This is a genomic window from Bradyrhizobium sp. UNPA324, from assembly GCF_006658635.1.
Taxonomy (GTDB): domain Bacteria; phylum Pseudomonadota; class Alphaproteobacteria; order Rhizobiales; family Xanthobacteraceae; genus Bradyrhizobium; species Bradyrhizobium nanningense.
On record NZ_LFJD01000004.1, the window covers coordinates 985466 to 1003370 of the forward strand.

The 17905-nt window shown below is 63.4% G+C and carries 20 protein-coding genes and 1 tRNA gene; 14 read left to right on the plus strand and 7 right to left on the minus strand.

Features of this window, described 5'->3' with window-relative positions:
- Positions 1-413 precede the first annotated feature (413 nt).
- The 3 genes from UNPA324_RS04665 (at position 414) to UNPA324_RS04675 (ending at position 1867) form a co-directional block, all read left to right on the plus strand.
- Positions 414-489 (plus strand) — tRNA-Lys (locus tag UNPA324_RS04665).
- Between the two features lie 210 nt (positions 490-699).
- A complete protein-coding gene (locus UNPA324_RS36045) occupies positions 700-831 on the plus strand; it encodes a type II toxin-antitoxin system HicB family antitoxin (RefSeq protein WP_349630195.1) in 132 nt (43 codons plus the stop codon).
- Between the two features lie 367 nt (positions 832-1198).
- Positions 1199-1867 (plus strand): UPF0149 family protein, encoded by a 669-nt coding sequence (locus tag UNPA324_RS04675; protein ID WP_141933745.1) that lies wholly within the window; start codon positions 1199-1201, stop codon positions 1865-1867.
- 141 nt (positions 1868-2008) lie between these two features.
- On the opposite strand, the gene UNPA324_RS04680 is transcribed toward UNPA324_RS04675, so the two are convergent.
- Entirely contained in the window at positions 2009-2641 is a 633-nt protein-coding gene (locus tag UNPA324_RS04680; protein WP_128919493.1) for a hydrolase, read from the minus strand.
- 1356 nt (positions 2642-3997) lie between these two features.
- Between UNPA324_RS04680 and UNPA324_RS35005 the strand changes: the two genes are divergently transcribed.
- The gene (locus UNPA324_RS35005; RefSeq protein WP_164936258.1) at positions 3998-4168 is read left to right on the plus strand and encodes a hypothetical protein; all 171 of its coding nucleotides are present in this window, start codon (positions 3998-4000) and stop codon (positions 4166-4168) included.
- A gap of 221 nt (positions 4169-4389) precedes the next feature.
- A complete protein-coding gene (locus tag UNPA324_RS04685; protein ID WP_128919492.1) occupies positions 4390-4632 on the plus strand; it encodes a hypothetical protein in 243 nt (80 codons plus the stop codon).
- A gap of 64 nt (positions 4633-4696) precedes the next feature.
- Here UNPA324_RS04685 and UNPA324_RS04690 read toward each other — a convergent pair whose 3' ends face one another.
- Complete coding sequence (locus tag UNPA324_RS04690; RefSeq protein WP_181769295.1) at positions 4697-5368, minus strand: hypothetical protein; 672 nt, start codon at positions 5366-5368, stop codon at positions 4697-4699.
- 1378 nt (positions 5369-6746) lie between these two features.
- Positions 6747-9851 carry a DEAD/DEAH box helicase gene (locus UNPA324_RS04700; RefSeq protein WP_181769644.1) on the minus strand — a complete coding sequence of 1035 codons (3105 nt, stop codon included), beginning with the start codon at positions 9849-9851 and terminating at the stop codon, positions 6747-6749.
- On the opposite strand from UNPA324_RS04700, the gene UNPA324_RS35010 reads away from it, so the two are divergent.
- The 3 genes from UNPA324_RS35010 to UNPA324_RS04710 all read left to right on the plus strand — a co-directional run bounded on the left by UNPA324_RS35010 (position 9748) and on the right by UNPA324_RS04710 (position 11348).
- A complete protein-coding gene (locus tag UNPA324_RS35010) occupies positions 9748-10011 on the plus strand; it encodes a hypothetical protein (protein WP_181769703.1) in 264 nt (87 codons plus the stop codon). The two genes, UNPA324_RS04700 and UNPA324_RS35010, sit on opposite strands and share 104 nt — an antisense overlap.
- Before the next feature lie 646 nt (positions 10012-10657).
- Positions 10658-10897, plus strand: a complete 240-nt coding sequence (locus UNPA324_RS04705; RefSeq protein ID WP_246667114.1) for a hypothetical protein — start codon at positions 10658-10660, stop codon at positions 10895-10897.
- A 205-nt stretch (positions 10898-11102) separates the two neighbouring features.
- The gene (locus UNPA324_RS04710) at positions 11103-11348 is read left to right on the plus strand and encodes a hypothetical protein (protein ID WP_502705448.1); all 246 of its coding nucleotides are present in this window, start codon (positions 11103-11105) and stop codon (positions 11346-11348) included.
- Between the two features lies 1 nt (position 11349).
- On the opposite strand, the gene UNPA324_RS04715 is transcribed toward UNPA324_RS04710, so the two are convergent.
- Together UNPA324_RS04715 and UNPA324_RS04720 are read right to left on the minus strand one after the other, a co-directional pair.
- The gene (locus tag UNPA324_RS04715) at positions 11350-11742 is read right to left on the minus strand and encodes an NUDIX hydrolase (RefSeq protein WP_128919486.1); all 393 of its coding nucleotides are present in this window, start codon (positions 11740-11742) and stop codon (positions 11350-11352) included.
- Between the two features lie 144 nt (positions 11743-11886).
- Positions 11887-12972: an AI-2E family transporter gene (locus UNPA324_RS04720; protein WP_128919485.1), complete on the minus strand. Its 1086-nt coding sequence runs from the start codon at positions 12970-12972 to the stop codon at positions 11887-11889.
- A 263-nt stretch (positions 12973-13235) separates the two neighbouring features.
- On the opposite strand from UNPA324_RS04720, the gene UNPA324_RS04725 reads away from it, so the two are divergent.
- Together UNPA324_RS04725 and UNPA324_RS04730 are read left to right on the plus strand one after the other, a co-directional pair.
- Positions 13236-13463 (plus strand): hypothetical protein, encoded by a 228-nt coding sequence (locus UNPA324_RS04725; protein ID WP_128919484.1) that lies wholly within the window; start codon positions 13236-13238, stop codon positions 13461-13463.
- A gap of 147 nt (positions 13464-13610) precedes the next feature.
- Positions 13611-13913, plus strand: a complete 303-nt coding sequence (locus UNPA324_RS04730; RefSeq protein ID WP_027575377.1) for a hypothetical protein — start codon at positions 13611-13613, stop codon at positions 13911-13913.
- Between the two features lie 72 nt (positions 13914-13985).
- On the opposite strand, the gene UNPA324_RS04735 is transcribed toward UNPA324_RS04730, so the two are convergent.
- Complete coding sequence (locus UNPA324_RS04735) at positions 13986-14204, minus strand: hypothetical protein (protein ID WP_128919483.1); 219 nt, start codon at positions 14202-14204, stop codon at positions 13986-13988.
- 542 nt (positions 14205-14746) lie between these two features.
- Here UNPA324_RS04735 and UNPA324_RS04740 point away from each other — a divergent pair.
- The 3 genes from UNPA324_RS04740 to UNPA324_RS04750 all read left to right on the plus strand — a co-directional run bounded on the left by UNPA324_RS04740 (position 14747) and on the right by UNPA324_RS04750 (position 16362).
- Positions 14747-15334 carry a formyltransferase family protein gene (locus tag UNPA324_RS04740; protein WP_128919482.1) on the plus strand — a complete coding sequence of 196 codons (588 nt, stop codon included), beginning with the start codon at positions 14747-14749 and terminating at the stop codon, positions 15332-15334.
- A gap of 187 nt (positions 15335-15521) precedes the next feature.
- Complete coding sequence (locus UNPA324_RS04745) at positions 15522-15872, plus strand: hypothetical protein (RefSeq protein ID WP_128919481.1); 351 nt, start codon at positions 15522-15524, stop codon at positions 15870-15872.
- Positions 15817-16362, plus strand: coding sequence for a hypothetical protein (locus UNPA324_RS04750; protein WP_164936256.1), 546 nt, complete (start codon positions 15817-15819; stop codon positions 16360-16362). Before UNPA324_RS04745 ends, UNPA324_RS04750 begins: the two co-directional genes overlap by 56 nt.
- 52 nt (positions 16363-16414) lie before the next feature.
- On the opposite strand, the gene UNPA324_RS04755 is transcribed toward UNPA324_RS04750, so the two are convergent.
- Complete coding sequence (locus UNPA324_RS04755; RefSeq protein WP_128919479.1) at positions 16415-16813, minus strand: RidA family protein; 399 nt, start codon at positions 16811-16813, stop codon at positions 16415-16417.
- Positions 16814-16962: 149 nt separating this feature from the next.
- Between UNPA324_RS04755 and UNPA324_RS04760 the strand changes: the two genes are divergently transcribed.
- Positions 16963-17871: a DMT family transporter gene (locus tag UNPA324_RS04760; protein WP_128919478.1), complete on the plus strand. Its 909-nt coding sequence runs from the start codon at positions 16963-16965 to the stop codon at positions 17869-17871.
- Positions 17872-17905 lie beyond the last annotated feature (34 nt).

The window sequence follows — 17905 nt, forward strand, 5'->3', positions numbered from 1 at the left end:
AATCCTTCGAGACGCCCGCCTGCGGTGGGCCCTCAGGATGAGGTCGCGCTTCGCGGCGAGATGGAAGACCCTCATGGTGAGGAGCCCGCCAAAGCGGGCGTCTCGAACCATGAAAGGCCGTGCTCGACCGGCAAGCTCTGACAGTTCAGCGTGGATGGTGGCCGCCAATCGGGTTGAGAATCCCGGCCTAAGCGGCGGATAGGGCGAGCAAATCACCGCTTCTGCCAAGAGTTTCGGCAGCGCCCCGGACTATTGACCTGCGCGGCCACTCCCCCTACACAGCGCAGGCCGAGAGCATGATCCGGAAACAGCCGGTTTTTCCCCGCGACGCAAGCCTAAGCCCAGCGGCAAGACATGCTTCTCGAATGTCCGAGCACGATGGCGATCTACGTCTAAGCCATCAGCGGTCATGGGAGCGCGTAGCTCAGCCGGTAGAGCACGTGACTTTTAATCACGGGGTCCTGGGTTCGAGCCCCAGCGCGCTCACCAATAGCTCCCGCACGGCTACCCAAGTACAGCTGCACATTTCAAACGCACGCCAAGCGATGAGCTGGTTTCAAGCAGCCACGATTGAACTGCAAGAATGCTTTCTGATCAACTTGCTGTTCAAGGCTCGATAAAGCAGCGCGTAGGATCGGTTGAGCCCTTTGCGAAACCCATCATTCTTTGCTGACAGCCTTCCTGCGAGATTGAGACCACATGGACGAGCGTCCGCACTACAAGATCATCATCGAGCCGCTGTCGGAGGAAGACTGCGGTGGCTTCGTTGCGACCGTGCCCGACCTTCCCGGCTGCATGTCCGACGGCGCCACCGAATTCGAAGCGGTGTAGAATGTGCAGGATGCAATTGCACGTTGGATCGAGGCTGCCGAGGAAGACCATCGCGCCATCCCCGTGCCCTCGCACCTGCGACGCGCGGCGGCCCGGTAGTTGAATCGAAAGACTTTACCTTCGTGAGGCTATGCCCCAGGTTATGGCTAGGGGTTCTGAGCTAGCTCCCCGTCCTACTGGCGAGGTCAGCACCTCGTTTGAGGGGCAAGCCGCCTAGCGCTCTTCTTTGAGGTACGTTCCGACGACGAACCACCTTGAGAGTGCGCTGGATCAGGCCGGAGCCAAACATGGATTCCCGTTCGAGCGCGTGTCACGTCATTCTGCAGGAACAGCTCTACCAACTATCGTCATGGACTTGAAGGCGCCTATGTCTGAACCATCGCGACGCACCAAGCAGCTTGACGAGGAACTGCTCGCCCTCGGCGATGACGCCATGCTGGTCGACGAGCTTGACGGCTTCATCGCCGGCTTGCTGACCTGCCCGGAGCTGATCATGCCAAGGGATTGGCTGCCCGTCGTCTGGCATGAGGACAGCGCGGACCAGACGCCGGTCTTCGAAAATCTCGATCATGCCAATCGGGTTCTCGGGCTGGTGATGGAGCACTACAACGAGGTCGCGCTCACGCTGATGGAGCATCCCCAACGCTACAGTCCGTTGTTCACCGTCGACAATGACGACGTGGTCTGGGAAATCTGGATCGCGGGCTTCGAGAAGGCCGTCGCGCTGCGCCCGGCGGCCTGGAAGGTGCTGCTCGACGCCGATGCCTATACGGCGGCGGCGATGAATGGGATGCTGCTGCTCGCCGAGATTGCCCGGGGAGACAAGAAGGTCGAGCTCGACGATCCCATCATGACCGCAGCACCTGACAAGATCGCCGACTGGGTCGTCATTCTCAACGAATGGCGGCTTGCCAACTACCGGCCGCCTCAGGACATCGGCCCAAAGGCAGCGGCAGGCCTCAGGAAGGTCGGTCGCAACGAGCCATGCCCGTGCGGCTCCGGCAAGAAGTATAAGAAATGCTGCGGACTTAACTGAGCGAGACCGCGATCCTCACCAGCACAGTCGTCAATGTCGAAACGTGGGCGGCAGGAATCGCGTTCGTGCGCCTTGCGGTGGTTCGGAGGCGGGGCGCTAACCGGCGAAGACACTTTGAATGCAGCACAACATCCGCGTCCGTTAAGCCGATTTGTGCAGACGGCGATGCTGAGGGAAATACCATCGCATGACTTCTCGCAGGTTGTCGGAATCTCCGCGCGCCCAGTTCCGCATGATCTCGCAGCCGAACGAGATCGCCGTGATGGGTCTTGCCCCGGCCTGAATCATTCGGTCGAACGCGCGTTCGTGCGCGACCGGCGAGATGCCGCCCACCGCGTCGGCGACCGGATAGACCTCGTAGCCTTCGGCCAGCATGTCGAGGGTCGGAAAGGCCAGGCAGACCTCGGTCCAAAGCGCGCCGATGACCACCTTGCGCCGCCCCGTGTTCTGGACCGCCTTGCGGAAGTCATCGTCTTGCCAAGCATTGACGCCCGTACGGTCGATTTCTTCCACTCCCGGCAAAGCCGCGCGGATCTCCGGAATCGTGCCTTCGTTCACGCCCATATCAACCGCCACCGTCGAGAGCACCACGGGGATGCCGTAGGCTTGAGCGAGTTTGCAGAGCGCAACCGCATTGAGGGTGATCTCCTCACGAGAGGATGAAGTCACGCTGGAATATTGCTCAGGCTGGTAGTCGATCAGGACCAGAATGCAGTTTTTCGGTGTCAGAAGATGATCGGCCTCTCGGACGGGCTCGGGCTGGGTCTTTGTCACGTTGTTCCTCCTTCGCGTTCGAAGTGAAGCGTCGTCTGAGCTAAACATATATCAGAAACGATCACGTAGCGGTTCGCAGTTTCATCCCGTCCAGTGCGCCATTGCCGACGGGTTTGCCGGGCGGGCGAGAGGGTCAGGTCATCCTCAAAGAGATCGTGCAATTGGCATTTGTGCCGAAGCGCTAGCGCAAGGCGACGATCGTCTGGCCGATTCGTTACGTACCTGAGGGGGCCGCCTGGCCCGCATTGAACCCTCAAGCTATAAACGCCGACAAAGCTCCATTCGTCTATGGTTGTGCCCTTCCCTTCCCGGCATTTTGGCGATGATCTGTGCAGCGAAAGACAGTCCGCCCGTTCGCGCAGTGATGAATAGACGATGAATGCCGCGACCGCAGGGACGAAAATCCATTCTCTTTACCTGGAAACCGCGCGCGGCTCTGCGGCGTTTAGCTCCTACACCATGGGAGGAACTGAACATGCCCTTGACCAGCGCAGCAGCTGCTGCAGTCCTTGCGCTCCAGCTCGGGACGACCGCAGTAACCCAGACCGAAACGCCCAACTTGGTTCAGGTCCGTGAAGGGCCGTGCAGCTACGGGTATGATACCGATATCTACGGAAGATGTTATCCGAACGGCGTCATTCCGCCGGAGTATCAAGCCGCGCGCCAACCCCGCGCTTATTATGAGCCGCGCCGATACTACAGGGAGGAGTACCGCCCACGGTGGCGACACCGCTATTACCGCGACGACTATTGATCGGTAGCCGTCGCCGATCGCCGCGCTGGATTGAAGATGGTGTGCCCAGTCAAGTTTGCTCCGCCGGATTGACCTTTGGTCAGGAGCCTGGTGCGGCTGCACCAATCCCACGGCGAGAGTATTCGTCACGCTGCCCTCTGTCTGACAACGACGGTCGTGCAATTGCTGCCGCCTTGTCGCAAGACCCCGCCAATTTCCGATGGAGTCCAGTAGTCGCCCCGAGATGAACTCCCCGCAGCATCCGTCTATTGTGCCCCATCCCTTCCGGCATTTTGGCGATGATCTGCGCAGCGAAAGACAGTCCGCCCGTTCTGATCTGCTCCAAGTGCAGACGGCCGATGACGTTCTTGGCCACGCTGCCGGCGATCTTCACGCTTCCCGCAGTGCACGCCTACCAGTGCCGTCCCTGTCTGCGGGTGGACACCATCCCGCTCGATTAAGGTCGGGATAGCCGAGCCTAGCGCACTGCGCGGGACGGTGCTCTCGACGACCGCACCCTGCCATTGCGTCGCATCTGCGGCGGCTCCAGGCAGCCACGCCTCAAAAAGCCGGAAGACAACCGGCCGGAAAGGTGTAGGATTCAGCAAAATCGGAGGAGCGGCATGTTTGAAATCAACGGTTTCGACACGGCGGGCGTCGTCAGTCTCAAGCGGCCTTCGCTCGCCGCCGCCCTCAAGAAGGCCAAGGAGCTGGTCAAGGACGGCTGCTGGGACGTTCAGGTCGTGGATCCCAGCGGCCGGGTCTATACCTCGTTCGAGGAGCAGGCCGCCTAGTTCCGAGCCCCCCGCCTGCTGCTATCCGCCTCTGCCGACGTTCGACGAGGCATTGTTCAGCCAGCGCTGTTTTGCTTCGCAGCTTCACAAGCTCCGAGATAATTGCGCGCTCTTCCCGTGACACTGGCCGACCGTCGACCGGCGCGCCATACCATTGCCAGTCCACCGGTTTGGGCGCAGGCTCCCTTCCAGGCGCTTAAGACGCCGCACGGGAGAGACACATGAAGGAATCGGGCCTGGATGGCCGCCATCGCGACAAGGACGGCGCGATCAGCAAGAAGCACGGCAACACGCTGGTCGGCACGTTGCGCAAGATCTACGGCAAGAGTTTTGCAGCCGGGTATCCCGATGCGACGCAGCTCAGCGAGGTCCTGGCCCAGCTGAACGAGACGTCATTGAGCCAGTTGCGTCGCGATCACGACACCGGGCATTTGGGGCACAAGATCGATCACGCCTTGAAGTGACGGCGCCAATCCGGCCCGCCGGACCAGCGCGGGCGTCGTCGTCGCCGATCAGCTTGACGTCGCCTCAGCTTTCCGGCGCCGGCGTTGCAGCCGGCACGCTCAGCGGAGCGCCGCCAACGGAGACCGGCCCCAGAGGTTTGGTCTCCCGAACCATCCGCTTGCGCAACGCGGCGGAGAGTCCAAAGCGCGCATGCGCTTTTCGAATGGAGGACGTCACGTCCGACATCATCATCGTGCTTTGCAGCGAGTCGACCTTCGCGATCAGCGTGGACAGCTGCGACGAGATCTTCTTCACATCGACCCGTTCGTCCGTGATGCTCTGTCGCAGCGACAGCAGCAGCATTGAATCCTGCTGCAGCAGAACCGAGTTCTGATCCGCAGCCTGATTGTTCTGCTGCAGCAACGCGGTGTGTTGCTGCTGGGCCGCCTGAATGTCCTTCAGGGCAGCGACGACCGGATCCGGTTTTGGCACGGGCGCTTCCTGGCGCGGAAGCAGTTCCGCCAGGCTGCCGAGGTTCAGCGACGAAAAATCGGCCGGCGACGTATAGATGGCCGCCGCACCGTTGATGGCCAAAGCACACACCGAAAGGGCCAGGATCGATTTCCGGCTGGACCGCTTGACCGGCTCCAAAGCTTCGGGAGTTTCGGGTTCGTGCGTTGCTGCGGCGGCTGCAAGCGCTGCAGCGTCGAGCTCTTCGGCAAAGCTTGCCGTTTCGAATGTCGTGGTCACGTGCATGGACCCCAATGAGCGAGCAACAGGAAGCCGCCCCTGGAACGTCCTCACGACGAGTCCTTTGTACGCAGCACCCTTACACAACTGCCTAAAATTGTGAGCATTTCGGATTAATTCCACGTTAGCGGCCCGGCCGGCCGACGGGCCCGGCGCCTCCGTTCGAGTACGGGGGCCAAGCGAAGAGCAGAGGCTTTACGCTGACACTGCCGTAGGCTGGGCAAAGCGACTTGTCCGCCGTAGCTCGAAGAGCGAAGGCGGAAGCGTGCTCACGCATCTGTGGCCGGATCGGAAAGATCGTGGGCACGGCGCTTCGCGCCTTTGCCCACCCTAGGGCAGCCGTTGCTGGCTCAATATTCCGAAGGACGGATTCGCCAAAGCCTGCGAATACCCCTGTTTTGCCCGGATGGGGCAAACGCACCCTTCCCGCCGGATTCAAAAAGCCTTGTGCCAGCGCCACTTAGCTACTGTGCATGGGGTTGTTTTCGCAATTTTGAAGTTCCCTGCCCTCGTTCAGCAGCTCGAACAGCTTCTCCACCGTTCGAGCAGCGCCGCATCGGGGCTGTGGTCGAGGGCGATGACGCATTACGCCGATCCTATCTCTTCGCCCTTTCGCTCGCAGGCTACAAACCTGGCCGTATCGGGCTCGGAACGCGTCTGCGCGACACAGTCGTTCGTCGCTCAACCTGCGCTTTGGCGTCCAGCACCTTGTCCCCAGCTCGTGCGGCTCGCGGCAGTCTGATCTGGTCTGAAGGACTCGCGCCTCTCCCTGGCAGACCTGCTGAACCAACATTGGTGTTTCCTTGAGCCTGTGTTGCCGGCCGGAAGCTGTTTCGGGAAGGGCCAGTGGCCATTTGATCCTCATTGCTCGTGCCGCTTCCAATTGCGCCGATCGGCAGACCATTTGGAGCGTGGCCGACCCCGGCATTTTTCGCGGCCTGAGCTGCCGCCCGCGACCTCGCGGGCGTGGCTGACTGAACGTTCGGATTGATCGGTTCGTTGTCGGTGCCCAGATTTCCACTGGGGGCGGCGTCTTTAATCCCCATCCCTGGAGGCGCTGAGGGACCCGCATTGCCTGCACTCGTCCCCATTCCGGAAGGTGCCGACCCACCTGCGCTACCCGGTCCCGTCCCCATGCCCGCTCCCCCGGACCCGGCAATTGCACCGCCTGCTTGCGCCAGAACCAACAGAAATGCGCTTGCGATAATCGCGACAATGATCGGAGGGATGGCACGGGACATCGGACAATCTCCATCGCCAAGCTTCATTAACTATAATGATCAGGCAGGGTTCCTGCTATGAATTCGCGATTGAAGAAGCCCGGCCGCTGCGAGAGTTGCAGGTCTGCCAACCGAAGGTTCTGTGCTCACGAAGGCGCGAGCCCCTAGCCTTCGTCCAGCAGCTCGAACAGCTCCTCCACCCGCTCGAACGGCGCGCCCTGCATCTTGGCGTGATAGACCACGCGGTCGCCGTAGCGTTGCAGTGACTTCCCGCGCGACTTGCGCAGGCGTCCGGGCAGGAACGTCGCGGCCGCAGCTTCAGGGCCGACGTCGAGGCGGACGATGCCTCGTCGCTTGCATTCGAGCCTGAGCCTTCCTGCGGCGAAGAAGTCGCGCGCGACCTTCGGCAAGGGTCCGAAGCGGCGGGCGGTTTCCTCCTCGAGGTCTTCGAGGTCGTCCTCGTCGGTGCACCGTGCGGCGCGGGCATAGAGCTCGAGCCGCACCGGCTCGGACTGCACGTAACTCTCGGGCAGCATCTCACCAAGCGGCAGGTTCAGGTCCGGCACCCACACCGCCTGCCCCTCGTCGAGCTTCTCCGAAGCCATTTTCAGAAGGTGGCTGTAGAGCACGGGACCAAACACCTGGACGTGGCCGGATTGCTGCTCGGAAAACAGGTCGCCGGCGCCTCGCAGATCCAGGTCGCGCTCGCTGATGGCAAAACCCGCGCCGGGCCGGCTGAACTCCTCGAGCACGGCCAGCCGCTTCTCGGATTGTCCGGACTCGGATTCGGTCAAGAGATGGGCGAAGGCGCGGATGCCGCTACGGCCGACGCGCCCGCGCAGCTGATGGAGCTGGGCGAGGCCGAACTTCTCCGGCCAGCAGACCACGATGGTGTTGGCACGGGGAATGTCGAGGCCGCTCTCGACGATGTTGGTCGCGAGCAGCACGTCGGCCCTGCCCTCGACGAAGCTCATCATGCGGTCGTCGATCTCGTCCGCCGCCAATCTGCCGTGCAGGCAGACGATGCGTAAGTCGCCCGCCACCGCCTGCACCCGCGCCAGCATCGGATCGAGATCCTGGATGCGCGGGCAGATCAGGAAACTCTGGCCGTGGCGGCGTTGCTCGCGCAGCAGCGCTGAGGCGATGGCGGCATCCGACAGCGGCGCGATCCGGGTCGCGACCGGCAGCCGATGTACCGGGGGCGAGGCGATCACGCTGAGGTCGCGGAAGCCGGCAAGGCCCGCAGCGAGCGTGCGCGGGATCGGCGTCGCGCTCATCATCAGCACATGGACGTTCTTGCCAAGGCCGGACAGCTTCGCCTTCTCGGCCGCGCCAAAATGCTGCTCTTCGTCGATGATGACGAGGCCGAGATCATCGAACTTGACGTCCTTGCCCGTGAGCGCCTGCGTGCCGATCACGACCTTGATCCGGCCGCTGCGCAGTCCCTCTCTCGTTTCGCGCAGCTGCGCGCCCGAGGTCGCCCGCGACAGGTTGCCGACCTCGATGCCGAACGGCGCAAAGCGCTTTTGGAACGTCGCGACGTGCTGGCGGGCCAGCACCGTCGTCGGCACCGCGACCGCCACCTGCTTGCCCGACAGCACGACGGCCGCCGCCGCCCGCAGCGCCACCTCGGTCTTGCCAAAGCCGACGTCGCCGCAGATCACCCGGTCCATGGGATGACCGGATGCGAGATCGTCCAGCACGTCGTGGATCGCCTTGGCCTGGTCGATCGTCGTGAAGTAAGGGAAACGCGCGACGAACTTCTCGTAGGCCGATCCCGGCGGAACCAGCTTTTCGCCGCGCCGCCGGCGGCGCTGGCTGATGTGTTTGGCGAGCGCCTTGCCGGCGGCCTGGATTTCGCGCTCCGCTTCCGTGCGGCGGGCCCACCACGTGCTGCCGTCCGCCTTGTCGAGCGAGAGCTTGCCGAGCTCGGCCGCGTAAGGCCACATCAAAGCGAGATCGGACGGCGGCACCAGAACCGCATTGTCGCCGGCGAACTTCAGGCGGATCATCTCGCGCAAGCCGCCGCCGCCGGTGTTCACGGTCTGCAGGCCATCGAGCACGCCGAGGCCACGCTGGAGATGGATGACCACGGTGCCCTGCTCGGGCACATCGGCATGGTCGAAGGCCGTGCTCCAGGCGCGCGCCATCGGCTGCGGATGATGCGCCCGGCTGCCGAGCACGTCGGAGGCCGTCACGACGACGAGAGGCTTCTTGCCCGGCACGACGAAGCCCGCATCGAGATCGGCCAACAGCGCCGCCTCGCCGTTCCGCCCGCTCGTCGCCTCGTCCCAGTCTTCGCAGCGCGGCGCCTTGAGGCCGCTCATGCGCTCCATCACGCGCAGATCGTCCTCCTGCGCAGCGGCGAGGATCAGACGCGAACTTGCCCGCCGCGTCTCCTCGATGAAAGCACGCAGCGCCTTCCTGGCGGATGTCAGCTTGGAGAACTCCGGGATGGTCTGGAAGGACGCCGCGCGCGGCAGCACCTTCATGCCCCTGGAGAGCTGCTTCCAATCGCGCCGTCCGAGATATTCGCGTTCACGCTCCGCGCGCGGCGCGGCCTCCTCGATCGTATCGAGCCAGACGTCGGCATGCACCGGGACTCCTGCGTCGGCGATCCATTTGGCACGCCCGCAATAGTCGAACAGGCTGGCGCGCTTGCCGCGTTTGCCGGCAAGGCCAAGCCGCTCCGACATGGGATCGACGAGAAGCTCCCTGGTCTCGAAGATGATCCTGTGCTCGTTCGGATCGAACGCCACGATCCGCTTGATCGCGCGATCCGAATGCTCGATCCGGAACGGCCCCAGCGCGCCCGCGGGGAATATCTCGAAGGTCTGGCCGTGGAACAGCGCCCCGCCCGGATAATCGGGCTCGTCGTCGAGATCGTATCCGAGGGCTTCGAGGCGCGCCTCGAGCTCGCGCTCGGAGAACGCGCCGCCCACCTTCAAGCTCACGCTCAGGCGCGACAGGCTCGCCGGCGGCGGCAGGCGCTCCATCACGGCTTCCGCCGTCGAGACGAGAAAGAGCGGCTTCTTGGATTTCGCGAGGCGCCTCAGTACGGAGGCTCTGCGCCCCGCGAGCTCGTGCGACGGCTCGAGCTGATCGAACGGCAAGGTGTTCAAGCGCGGAAACACCAAGACCTCGCAGGCAGGGTCGAGCGCGTGAATGACGCTGCCCAGTCGCTCCGCCCTGTTCTCGTTCTCGGCGAGAAAAACGATGCCGCTGCGGCCGGACCGCTTCCATTGGGCAAGCAGATGCAGAGCCAGCACCCCGAGCGGCGACGACGACGAGATCGTGGCCCGCTGCACCGCTTTGCTCGTCCTTGGCGACGTCCTGTTCGGCAACGCCTTGCTTGTCGACGTCCTGCTCGGCAACGTCTTCTTCGGCGACCTCTTGGCCACCCGCGCCTTCTTGGTAAGCCTCACTTGAATCCGTTTCTGGTCGTAAACCGTCGTCAACTGAACGCCAGCCGCAGTCATTTTGCGATTCGGCGACGTCGCGCCATGCATATGAGATTTGCCCCGTGAACGCACGCCTCGTGGCAACGTTCAGCACGGCGCAACGATCCCGACACAGGGCTGGTTGATCGACCTCTCGGAACGGAACTGGCGCGGCGCGGGATCTGCGTCTGTCGATGCGACGCTTGGCGCGATTGTAAACATTCTGCGCAGGGAGAGAAACGAAAAAACCCCAGCGCTTGGAGCCACGCTGGGGTGTTTCGAGCAAAATGAACTGGTCAAGCAATGACGTCTTCATAGCAGCGATTTCAGCGCGCGCTTGTGAACTGGTTCACACATCTTGCGGCAAACAAACGACCTCAGCGCGGGGGCCCTGAGGTCGCCAACCTTTGTGGGGAAGGTTTTCTCGCGGCCCGGGGCTTTGGGGGGCTTGGGGCTGGGCCGAGAGCAAGGATTCGACGCCCGCCACGCCAAGTCGTTCCAAAGCCGCCGGCCGAAAGCTTCGCCGGGGGCGGCCGCCATGGTCCACCCGTTCAATCACGCCGGAGCGGGATACCACGTCCCCATTTGAGCGCGTAGGCGCGGCGCGCTAGGATGCCGCTTTTACGGAGGCTCATTTGAAACCATTCCTTTTCATCGCCGCCATCGCACTGCTTGCGATGGCACCCGCCCGCTCGCAGGCGCTGGTCGATCCGAGCAAGGTTGCTCCCGAATATCGCGAGGCAGCCGAGAAGCGCCGGGCCGAGCAATTGCGCCAACGCGAATGCGCGCTGAAGGCGGATCTCGAGAAGGTGCTGCCCAGGGATCGCACCGCTTTTCTCAACCGCTGTCTGGACACGATGGCAGCCCGGCAATAACGGCCGGCGGGCCGTTCGAACCGGATCTTTCCGACGCCCGCCGCGGCCGGCCGACGGCACCTCGCCGCACGCGTTCTACGACATCCAACCGCGAGCGCATTCAAGCTTTCTTCAGACATTTGGGATCAGCTGAAGATCCATTTCTCAAAATCATTGTCGTCCGCGCATGGGTTCGGTCCAGATTCAGTGCACGCGGTGCAAGAACGTGTTTCGCGATCGCGCCGGGCGGTTGCAGGACGGCTATTCCAGGCAGTGTCCGAGTTGCGAAGTGGTGCTGTTCTTCGCCGAGGATTCCCAGCATCCCTTCATCAAGCGCGCGATGCGCAATGCGCGCAAAGCCCGCAAGGAGATGCGGGAGGTCGGTGCGGCCGGACTGGCCGCTCCAGAGCCGCGCGCGGCTCAGTCGAGATCGTTCGCCGGACGGACGCGATCGGCGGGACGCGAGGACTAGCTCACCTCCGCTTCTGCTTCCTCGGAAACAGGCGGTCGCGGATGTAGCGCGAGGTCGCTGTCAGACGGATACCGCGCGGCTTCTGCCAGGCGGCGCGGTCGATCTCCTTCTTGTCGCCAATCGCCAGCCTGCCTTTGGCCGTCTTGGCAATGAAGATCGCGTCGCTCATCTTGCGGCCGGAGCGCTTGTTCCTCGCTTTCACTTCTTTCCAGAGACTGATCCTGCCGAGCTTCAGCTTGGGAAGCTCCTCCCTGATCTCCCGCCGCAGGCAATCCTTCGCGGACTCGCGCGCACGCTTGCGGCCGCCCGGAAACATCCACAGGCCGTCCGACCGGCGTCGTACCAACAATACCTTGCCGCGCCTCGCGGCGACCAGCTTGGAAGATTTCGCCATCGCTGCCGTCGTTGAAACAGAATCGTCCCAATCGTAACTTGTCTAGTCGAACAGACAAGTTCGCGGCATGCCTTGATCACAGGCCGCAAGGCGTCGGGCGTCCTGGCGCGGCACCGCGGGCAGATCGCGCCGCTCGCGGCGAGATCAGTTCTTGCCCGCCCCTGCCCGGTCTTCCGTTCTGATCCAGGCCATCATCATCTCCCAGGCCACCGACAGGATGATCGGCCCGATGAACAGGCCGACGATGCCGTGGGCGAGCGTGCCGCCGATCACGCCGACGAAGATCACGATGGTCGGCGTGGTCAGGCCACGCCCCATGACGAGCGGCTTCAACATGGTGTCGAGGAAGCCGACGAGGACGAGAAACACGGTGAGCAGCAGCGCCGTGGTGACGTCCTTGGCTGTCCAGATCCAGATGATCACCGGCAGCAGCACGAGGAACGCGCCGATCTGCACGATCGAGAGCAGCAGCACGATGAAGGCGAGAAGGCCGGCGCTCGGCACGGCGGCGAGCTTGAAGCCGATGCCGGCGAGCAGCGCCTGCACGATCGCCACGCCGATCACGCCCTGCGCCACGGCGCGGATGGTCGCGCCCGCGAGCGACAAGAAATGCTCGCTCTGCTCCGGCACGATGCGGAACAGGAAGCCGCGGCCGGCCGCGACCAGCCGCGGCCCATGCGGAAACAGGAAGCCGGCCACGAACACCGAGACCAGGAACTGGAGCGTGCCGACGCCGGCATCGCCGGCAAGCGAAAGCAGCGGGCCCGCCAGCGGCTGGAGATACGGCGCCACCTCGCGCACCACCGCGCGGACGTTGGTGTAGGCCTGGTCCCAGAGGTCGTAGAGCCAGGGGCCGACGAGCGGCCACGACTTGAGCTGCTCGGGGGCGCTCTGAAGCGCCAGATCGCCGGTGCCGAGCTGGCGCGCCAGCTCGCGCACGCCGTCGACCGCGCTGATGCCGAGCCAGGTCGCCGGGCCGATGACGATGCCGAGCGTGATCATGGTCAGGATCGCCGCTGCGGTCTTGGGCCGGCCACCGAGGACCTTGGCGACCCAGCTGAAGGCCGGATAGAACGCAACCGCGAGCACGCCGCTCCAGGCCAGGATAGGCACGAACGGGCGGATGATCAGGAAGGTCCAGATGATCAACAGGGCGAGCAGGCCGAGCCGGATCACGAGCTGGATGACGTCCTCTCCCGTCAGAAGCTGACGGAGACTTTTCACGGGCACTGCTTTCCTTGCGGCATGAACGCAACTTCCGGTGCTTGCGAGGCCCAGCCCTTATTGCCAGCAACGCATCCGGCGTCAAGACGACTGGGAACTGGCCGGCCCCGCGATGAGGAATACATCGGGCCATTCCGCATTCGAAAGACGATAGCACGCCCTCCCGCCTTGGCTAACGCCTATTAACCGGATTTCCCCGCGCCGGTTTACGCCGCTGCAAACGACCGTGACTACCGTGCAAGCGGGGTCAACAAAAAGCATTCCGTGCAATGGCCAACAGCATCTGGACGATCGAAGAATTCACCTGTGGGGGTTGCGGGATGAACTACACCGCGACCAGGGAGGAACATAGCGAAGCCCACGTCGGCAGCTTCAAGTGCAGCATCTGTAGCGGCGTGGTGCACGCCTGGTCCGGCAAGCATCATTTCTTCGGCTGGCAAGCCGTGAAAACACGGCCACCCGTGTTCGGGAGGCGCTGGGCGGACGTCGAATGGTAGGCCATCCACCACGCGCGCATCTCTGATTGCACCGCACGGCCGTCCGAGACCGACCGGAGGATCGGCCGAATTGCAGCGGCGCCGTTTGGACTCCGTTCACCGATCGCCGCTAGATCAGAACGGATCCTTCGCGCCGAACCAGCAATCATGGCCGACCTCAACGCCGTCCTTACCAGGCTCAACGACCGCCTGCTCCGCCTCGAGGGCGAGCTGTTCGTGCTGCGGTCGCTGGCACGCGCGACGCTGACGGCGGGCGACGACCACGCGGCGCGCATGCGCAAGCTGGTCGAGGCCGCAAAGGTCGCGCTCGACGACGAGGCCAAGCGCCCTCTCGACAAGCCGACACGCAAATATGTCGACGCGGCAACCGCGCTGGTCGAGGAATTACTGGTCGAGCCGACCCCGGCGCGGCCGCTGTTCACCGTGATCGACGGCGGCCGGCGCGATTGAGCGACAAGCGTGTCGACCCGGCGACGATGCGTCGTCGCCGAATCCTCGCGAGAGCTTACCTCGCAGGCCCCGCTAGATCGTCGTGGAATTCTTTGCCTTGAGCCGGCTAAGGCCGGCCTCGATGATCGCGATCTCCTCGTCGATCTGGCCGATCGGCAGGCTGAAATCATATCCGGACCTGCCCTTCAGCTCGACCGCGAGCCGCTGCCGGTGCATCATCAGCTCGTCGAGCCCACGGCGGTTCTTCAGCCGCACATAGCTGTCGACGATCTGCTCAATGGCGCGCGGCATGAAATTTGTCCCGGCGAAAAGGCCCGCGCGGCGCACCCACGCCGGCGGGACATTTTCGGTGTCGCGGTACGCAATACAAATCCGCGACGGATTCGTCGATACGCCCGGCTGGTTGAGATCGCGTTACCGTCAGGTGATTTCGTGGTACGCGGCATTGAAAAGGCCGCTGACGATTGCGCCAGCGGCCCAAACCGGGTTTTAAAAACGGATGCGGGTTGAAATGTCGCCAGCCCCGGTCCACGCACTCTTATCAGCCCGCTCAGCCTCCCTCTGTTAAAAACGAAACACAGGAACCGACTTATCGTCCGCTTGCCGCCCCACCGTGGCCGCGCGGCAATGCTCATCGGTGACGCGGGTTAAGTGCGCGGCAATCTGCGCCCGCCATGGAAGCACCGGAACGGCAGGCTGCGCATCATGACCTCCATCGCAGCCCGCGCCTCGGTGCATTGTTGATAACCCGCGCAAACGCTGCGCGGGTGGTGACAGGGCGTCCGGACGTGTTATCGGGGGATGACGCAGTTGCGAGACCGGATCGGATACCCATGCGCATTACCCTCGTCGGCTCCCGCCATTTCGGCGTGACCACCCTGAACATGCTCCGGGAGCACGGCGTCTCGATCGTCCGGGTCGTGGTCGCCGATGCCGAGGATCGCCTCGCCGCGACCGCCAAGGCGGCCGGCATCGAGGTCGTGGTGCAGGCTAACCCGAAGCTGGTCGTCGCCTCCGAGATTGGCCCCGATACCGATCTGATCATCACGGCGCACAGCCACGCCCGCATCGGCAAGGACGCGCTCGCCGCCGCCAAGTTCGGCGGGATCGGCTATCACCCCTCGCTGCTGCCGCGCCATCGCGGCAAGGCCGCCGTGGAATGGACCATCAAGGAAGGCGATCCGATCGCCGGCGGCACGATCTACCACCTCGCCGATCGCATGGACGCCGGCGCCATCGCCGCCCAGGACTGGTGCTTCGTCAAGAGGGGCGAGACGGCGCGGGAACTCTGGGAGCGCGCGCTGGCACCCCTCGGCCTCAAGCTGCTCGCCGATGTGATCGACTACGCCAAGGTCCACAAGGCGCTGCCCGCCAAGACTCAGGACGAGCAGTTCGCGACCTCCGCGCCAAGCCTGTCCTGAAGGGGCCTCTCCCGGCGTTTACTCTTAACTTGAAGCAGCATTGATTCTGCTTCGAAAATTGCCCTCGGAAACACAAATAAACCATTGTTTCCACAGGAACAATTTTCGATTTGGCATTGCAACAAATTTCCGTCACATTTGGTCCAGATAAGCGACAGCATATCAGACACATTGAAGGACGGAATTTATGCGTTTTGCTCGCATTGCGGTGTTCTGTGCCGCTTCAGTTTTCACCGGCACCCTCGCCGCTTCCGCCTTTGCCCAGACGCCCTATGACGGCAACTGGCAGGTCACGATCGTGACCAAGAGCGGCTCCTGCGAGCCGACCGCGAGCTCCATGCTGACGGTTGCCGACGGCAGGATTACCGCCCCCGGCGCTAACGTTTCCGGCACCATCGGTAGCGGGGGACTTGTGAAAGTTTCGATCAATGGTGCATATGCCAACGGTCAACTCAACGGCAACGCCGGATCGGGGAAGTGGAATGGAGCATCTGCAGGCATACCGTGCAGCGGGCGATGGGAAGCATCGCGCCAATAAACCAATTGAGGCTTGCGCCCGGAGCCGGCGGCTGCTGATCGCGGCCGCCGTTTTGTTTGCGGCGGGAATCGTCACCTCCGAAAGCAAGGCCCAGTCCGGCCCGTTCGCCCCGATGGCGGGCAGCTGGAGCGGCGGCGGCACCGTCAGCCTCGAGGACGGATCGACGGAACGCATCCGTTGTCGGGCCAAATACGCCCCCATCGGCCCCACGATGGAAATGACGCTGACTTGCGCCAGCGACGCCTACAAATTCATCCTCTCCGCGAGCGTTCAGTCGGCGGGTAATGCCATCACCGGCAGCTGGTCCGAGGCCAGCCGCAATATCTCCGGCTCGCTCCAGGGCCGCGGCAGCGGCGGAAACTTCGAGGTGGTGGCCTCCGCCGCCAGCTTCAACGCCAACATCGCGCTGCGGACGAGCGGCAACAAGCAGACCGTCACCATGCGCGCCGACAGCCAGTTCCGCGGCGCCAACATCTCGATGTCGCGATAAGCCGATAGAGCCACATGACAATCGATCCGGCGCCCGCGCCGGATCGATTTTTTTATGCGTCCGGCACGAACGCCGTGACCTCGATCTCGACCTTGGCACGGTCGTCCACGAGGCCGCCGATATAGAGCAGCGTCGAAGGCGGGAAATTGCGTCCGAGCGTTTCCTTCCAGGCCGCACCAATGCCTACACCGGCTGCTTCATATTCGCTGCGGCTGGTCAGGTACCAGGTCAGGCGGACGATGTGCTCGGGACCTGCGCCGGCTTCGCTCAGGAGCTTGATGATGCGCTTCAGCGCCACCTCGACCTGCGCCGCCATGTCGGGCGCATAATTGCCGGCCTCGTCGCCGCCGGTCTGGCCAGCCAGGACCACCCAGCGACCCGGCCCCTCGAACGCGACGCCATGGGAAAAGCCACGCGGTTTCTTCCATTCGGCCGGCTGCAAGATGCGCATGAGCGAAGCTCTCCCGATTTTGTCATTGTTCGATGATGCCTAGCACGACCCGCTGCATCGCTGCATCCGCAGATTTGGACGTTGCAAACGGCGGCGATGTCGCCGATACCGACCGTCCTTCCACATTCCACCTCCAGCCATCGCCACCAATGAGCACGACACCGTCCAAAACGATGGCTGCACTGTGGATGGCCGGCTGGCTGTCGCTGATGCTGGTCATGGCGGTTGCCGGGCGCGAGGCCACGCGCGAGCTGAACGTCTTCCAAATCATGGAAGTACGCTCGGTGATCGGGTTCACGTTCCTTCTCCCGATCATCTACCGCGCCGGTGGCTTCAAGGCGGTCGCGACCAAGCGCCTGCCCCAGCACCTCGCACGCAATGGGGTTCACTACTTTGCCCAGCTCGGCTGGTTCTACGCACTGACACTGATCGGAATTGGACAGGTCGTCGCGATTGAATTCACCATGCCGATCTGGACCGCCGTGCTGGCCGCGACGTTCCTGTCTGAACGCATGACGCTCTGGAAGATCGCCGCCGTCGCGCTCGGCATCGTCGGCGTCGTCATGATCGTGCGGCCCGCCACCAGCGAGATCAATCCAGGGCAATTGATCGCGCTCGGGGCTGCAATCGGCTTCAGCATTTCCATGATTTTGGCGAAGTCGCTGACGCGGACCGAAAGCGCCTTGTCCATCCTGTTCTGGATGATCGTGGTGCAGGCCGTCGTGGGCTTGCTGCCGACGCTCGCGGTGTGGATCTGGCCGTCGCCTCGTTTATGGGGATGGTTGTTTGTCATTGGGGTCTGCGGCACTTTCTCGCACTATTGCCTCGCCAGTGCGCTCCGGTACGCGGATGCGACCATCGTGGTTCCCATGGACTTCCTACGGGTTCCACTGACCGCGACAGCCGGCTGGCTGCTCTATTCGGAGCGGCTCGACGGCTGGACCGTGCTCGGCGCGGCGTTGATCCTGTGCGGCAATCTCCTGAATTTGAAGCCGGGGCCAGCGATCCCGCCGGGACACCGTGAACCTCGCGCCGCCTCGCGCGACAAAACGAAGTAGCCGTGTGATTTAGATCACGTTGGAGCGGCGCTCC

Bases quoted from the DNA above. Each gene is read 5' to 3' on its own strand.
- UNPA324_RS36045 (WP_349630195.1), top strand. From the start codon at position 700: ATGGACGAGCGTCCGCACTACAAGATCATCATCGAGCCGCTGTCGGAG.
- UNPA324_RS04675 (WP_141933745.1), top strand. From the start codon at position 1,199: ATGTCTGAACCATCGCGACGCACCAAGCAGCTTGACGAGGAACTGCTC.
- UNPA324_RS35005 (WP_164936258.1), top strand. From the start codon at position 3,998: ATGTTTGAAATCAACGGTTTCGACACGGCGGGCGTCGTCAGTCTCAAG.
- UNPA324_RS04685 (WP_128919492.1), top strand. From the start codon at position 4,390: ATGAAGGAATCGGGCCTGGATGGCCGCCATCGCGACAAGGACGGCGCG.
- UNPA324_RS04690 (WP_181769295.1), bottom strand. From the start codon at position 5,368: ATGCACGTGACCACGACATTCGAAACGGCAAGCTTTGCCGAAGAGCTC.
- UNPA324_RS35010 (WP_181769703.1), top strand. From the start codon at position 9,748: ATGACGCTGCCCAGTCGCTCCGCCCTGTTCTCGTTCTCGGCGAGAAAA.
- UNPA324_RS04715 (WP_128919486.1), bottom strand. From the start codon at position 11,742: ATGGCGAAATCTTCCAAGCTGGTCGCCGCGAGGCGCGGCAAGGTATTG.
- UNPA324_RS04725 (WP_128919484.1), top strand. From the start codon at position 13,236: ATGGCCAACAGCATCTGGACGATCGAAGAATTCACCTGTGGGGGTTGC.
- UNPA324_RS04730 (WP_027575377.1), top strand. From the start codon at position 13,611: ATGGCCGACCTCAACGCCGTCCTTACCAGGCTCAACGACCGCCTGCTC.
- UNPA324_RS04735 (WP_128919483.1), bottom strand. From the start codon at position 14,204: ATGCCGCGCGCCATTGAGCAGATCGTCGACAGCTATGTGCGGCTGAAG.
- UNPA324_RS04740 (WP_128919482.1), top strand. From the start codon at position 14,747: ATGCGCATTACCCTCGTCGGCTCCCGCCATTTCGGCGTGACCACCCTG.
- UNPA324_RS04745 (WP_128919481.1), top strand. From the start codon at position 15,522: ATGCGTTTTGCTCGCATTGCGGTGTTCTGTGCCGCTTCAGTTTTCACC.
- UNPA324_RS04750 (WP_164936256.1), top strand. From the start codon at position 15,817: ATGGAGCATCTGCAGGCATACCGTGCAGCGGGCGATGGGAAGCATCGC.
- UNPA324_RS04755 (WP_128919479.1), bottom strand. From the start codon at position 16,813: ATGCGCATCTTGCAGCCGGCCGAATGGAAGAAACCGCGTGGCTTTTCC.
- UNPA324_RS04760 (WP_128919478.1), top strand. From the start codon at position 16,963: ATGAGCACGACACCGTCCAAAACGATGGCTGCACTGTGGATGGCCGGC.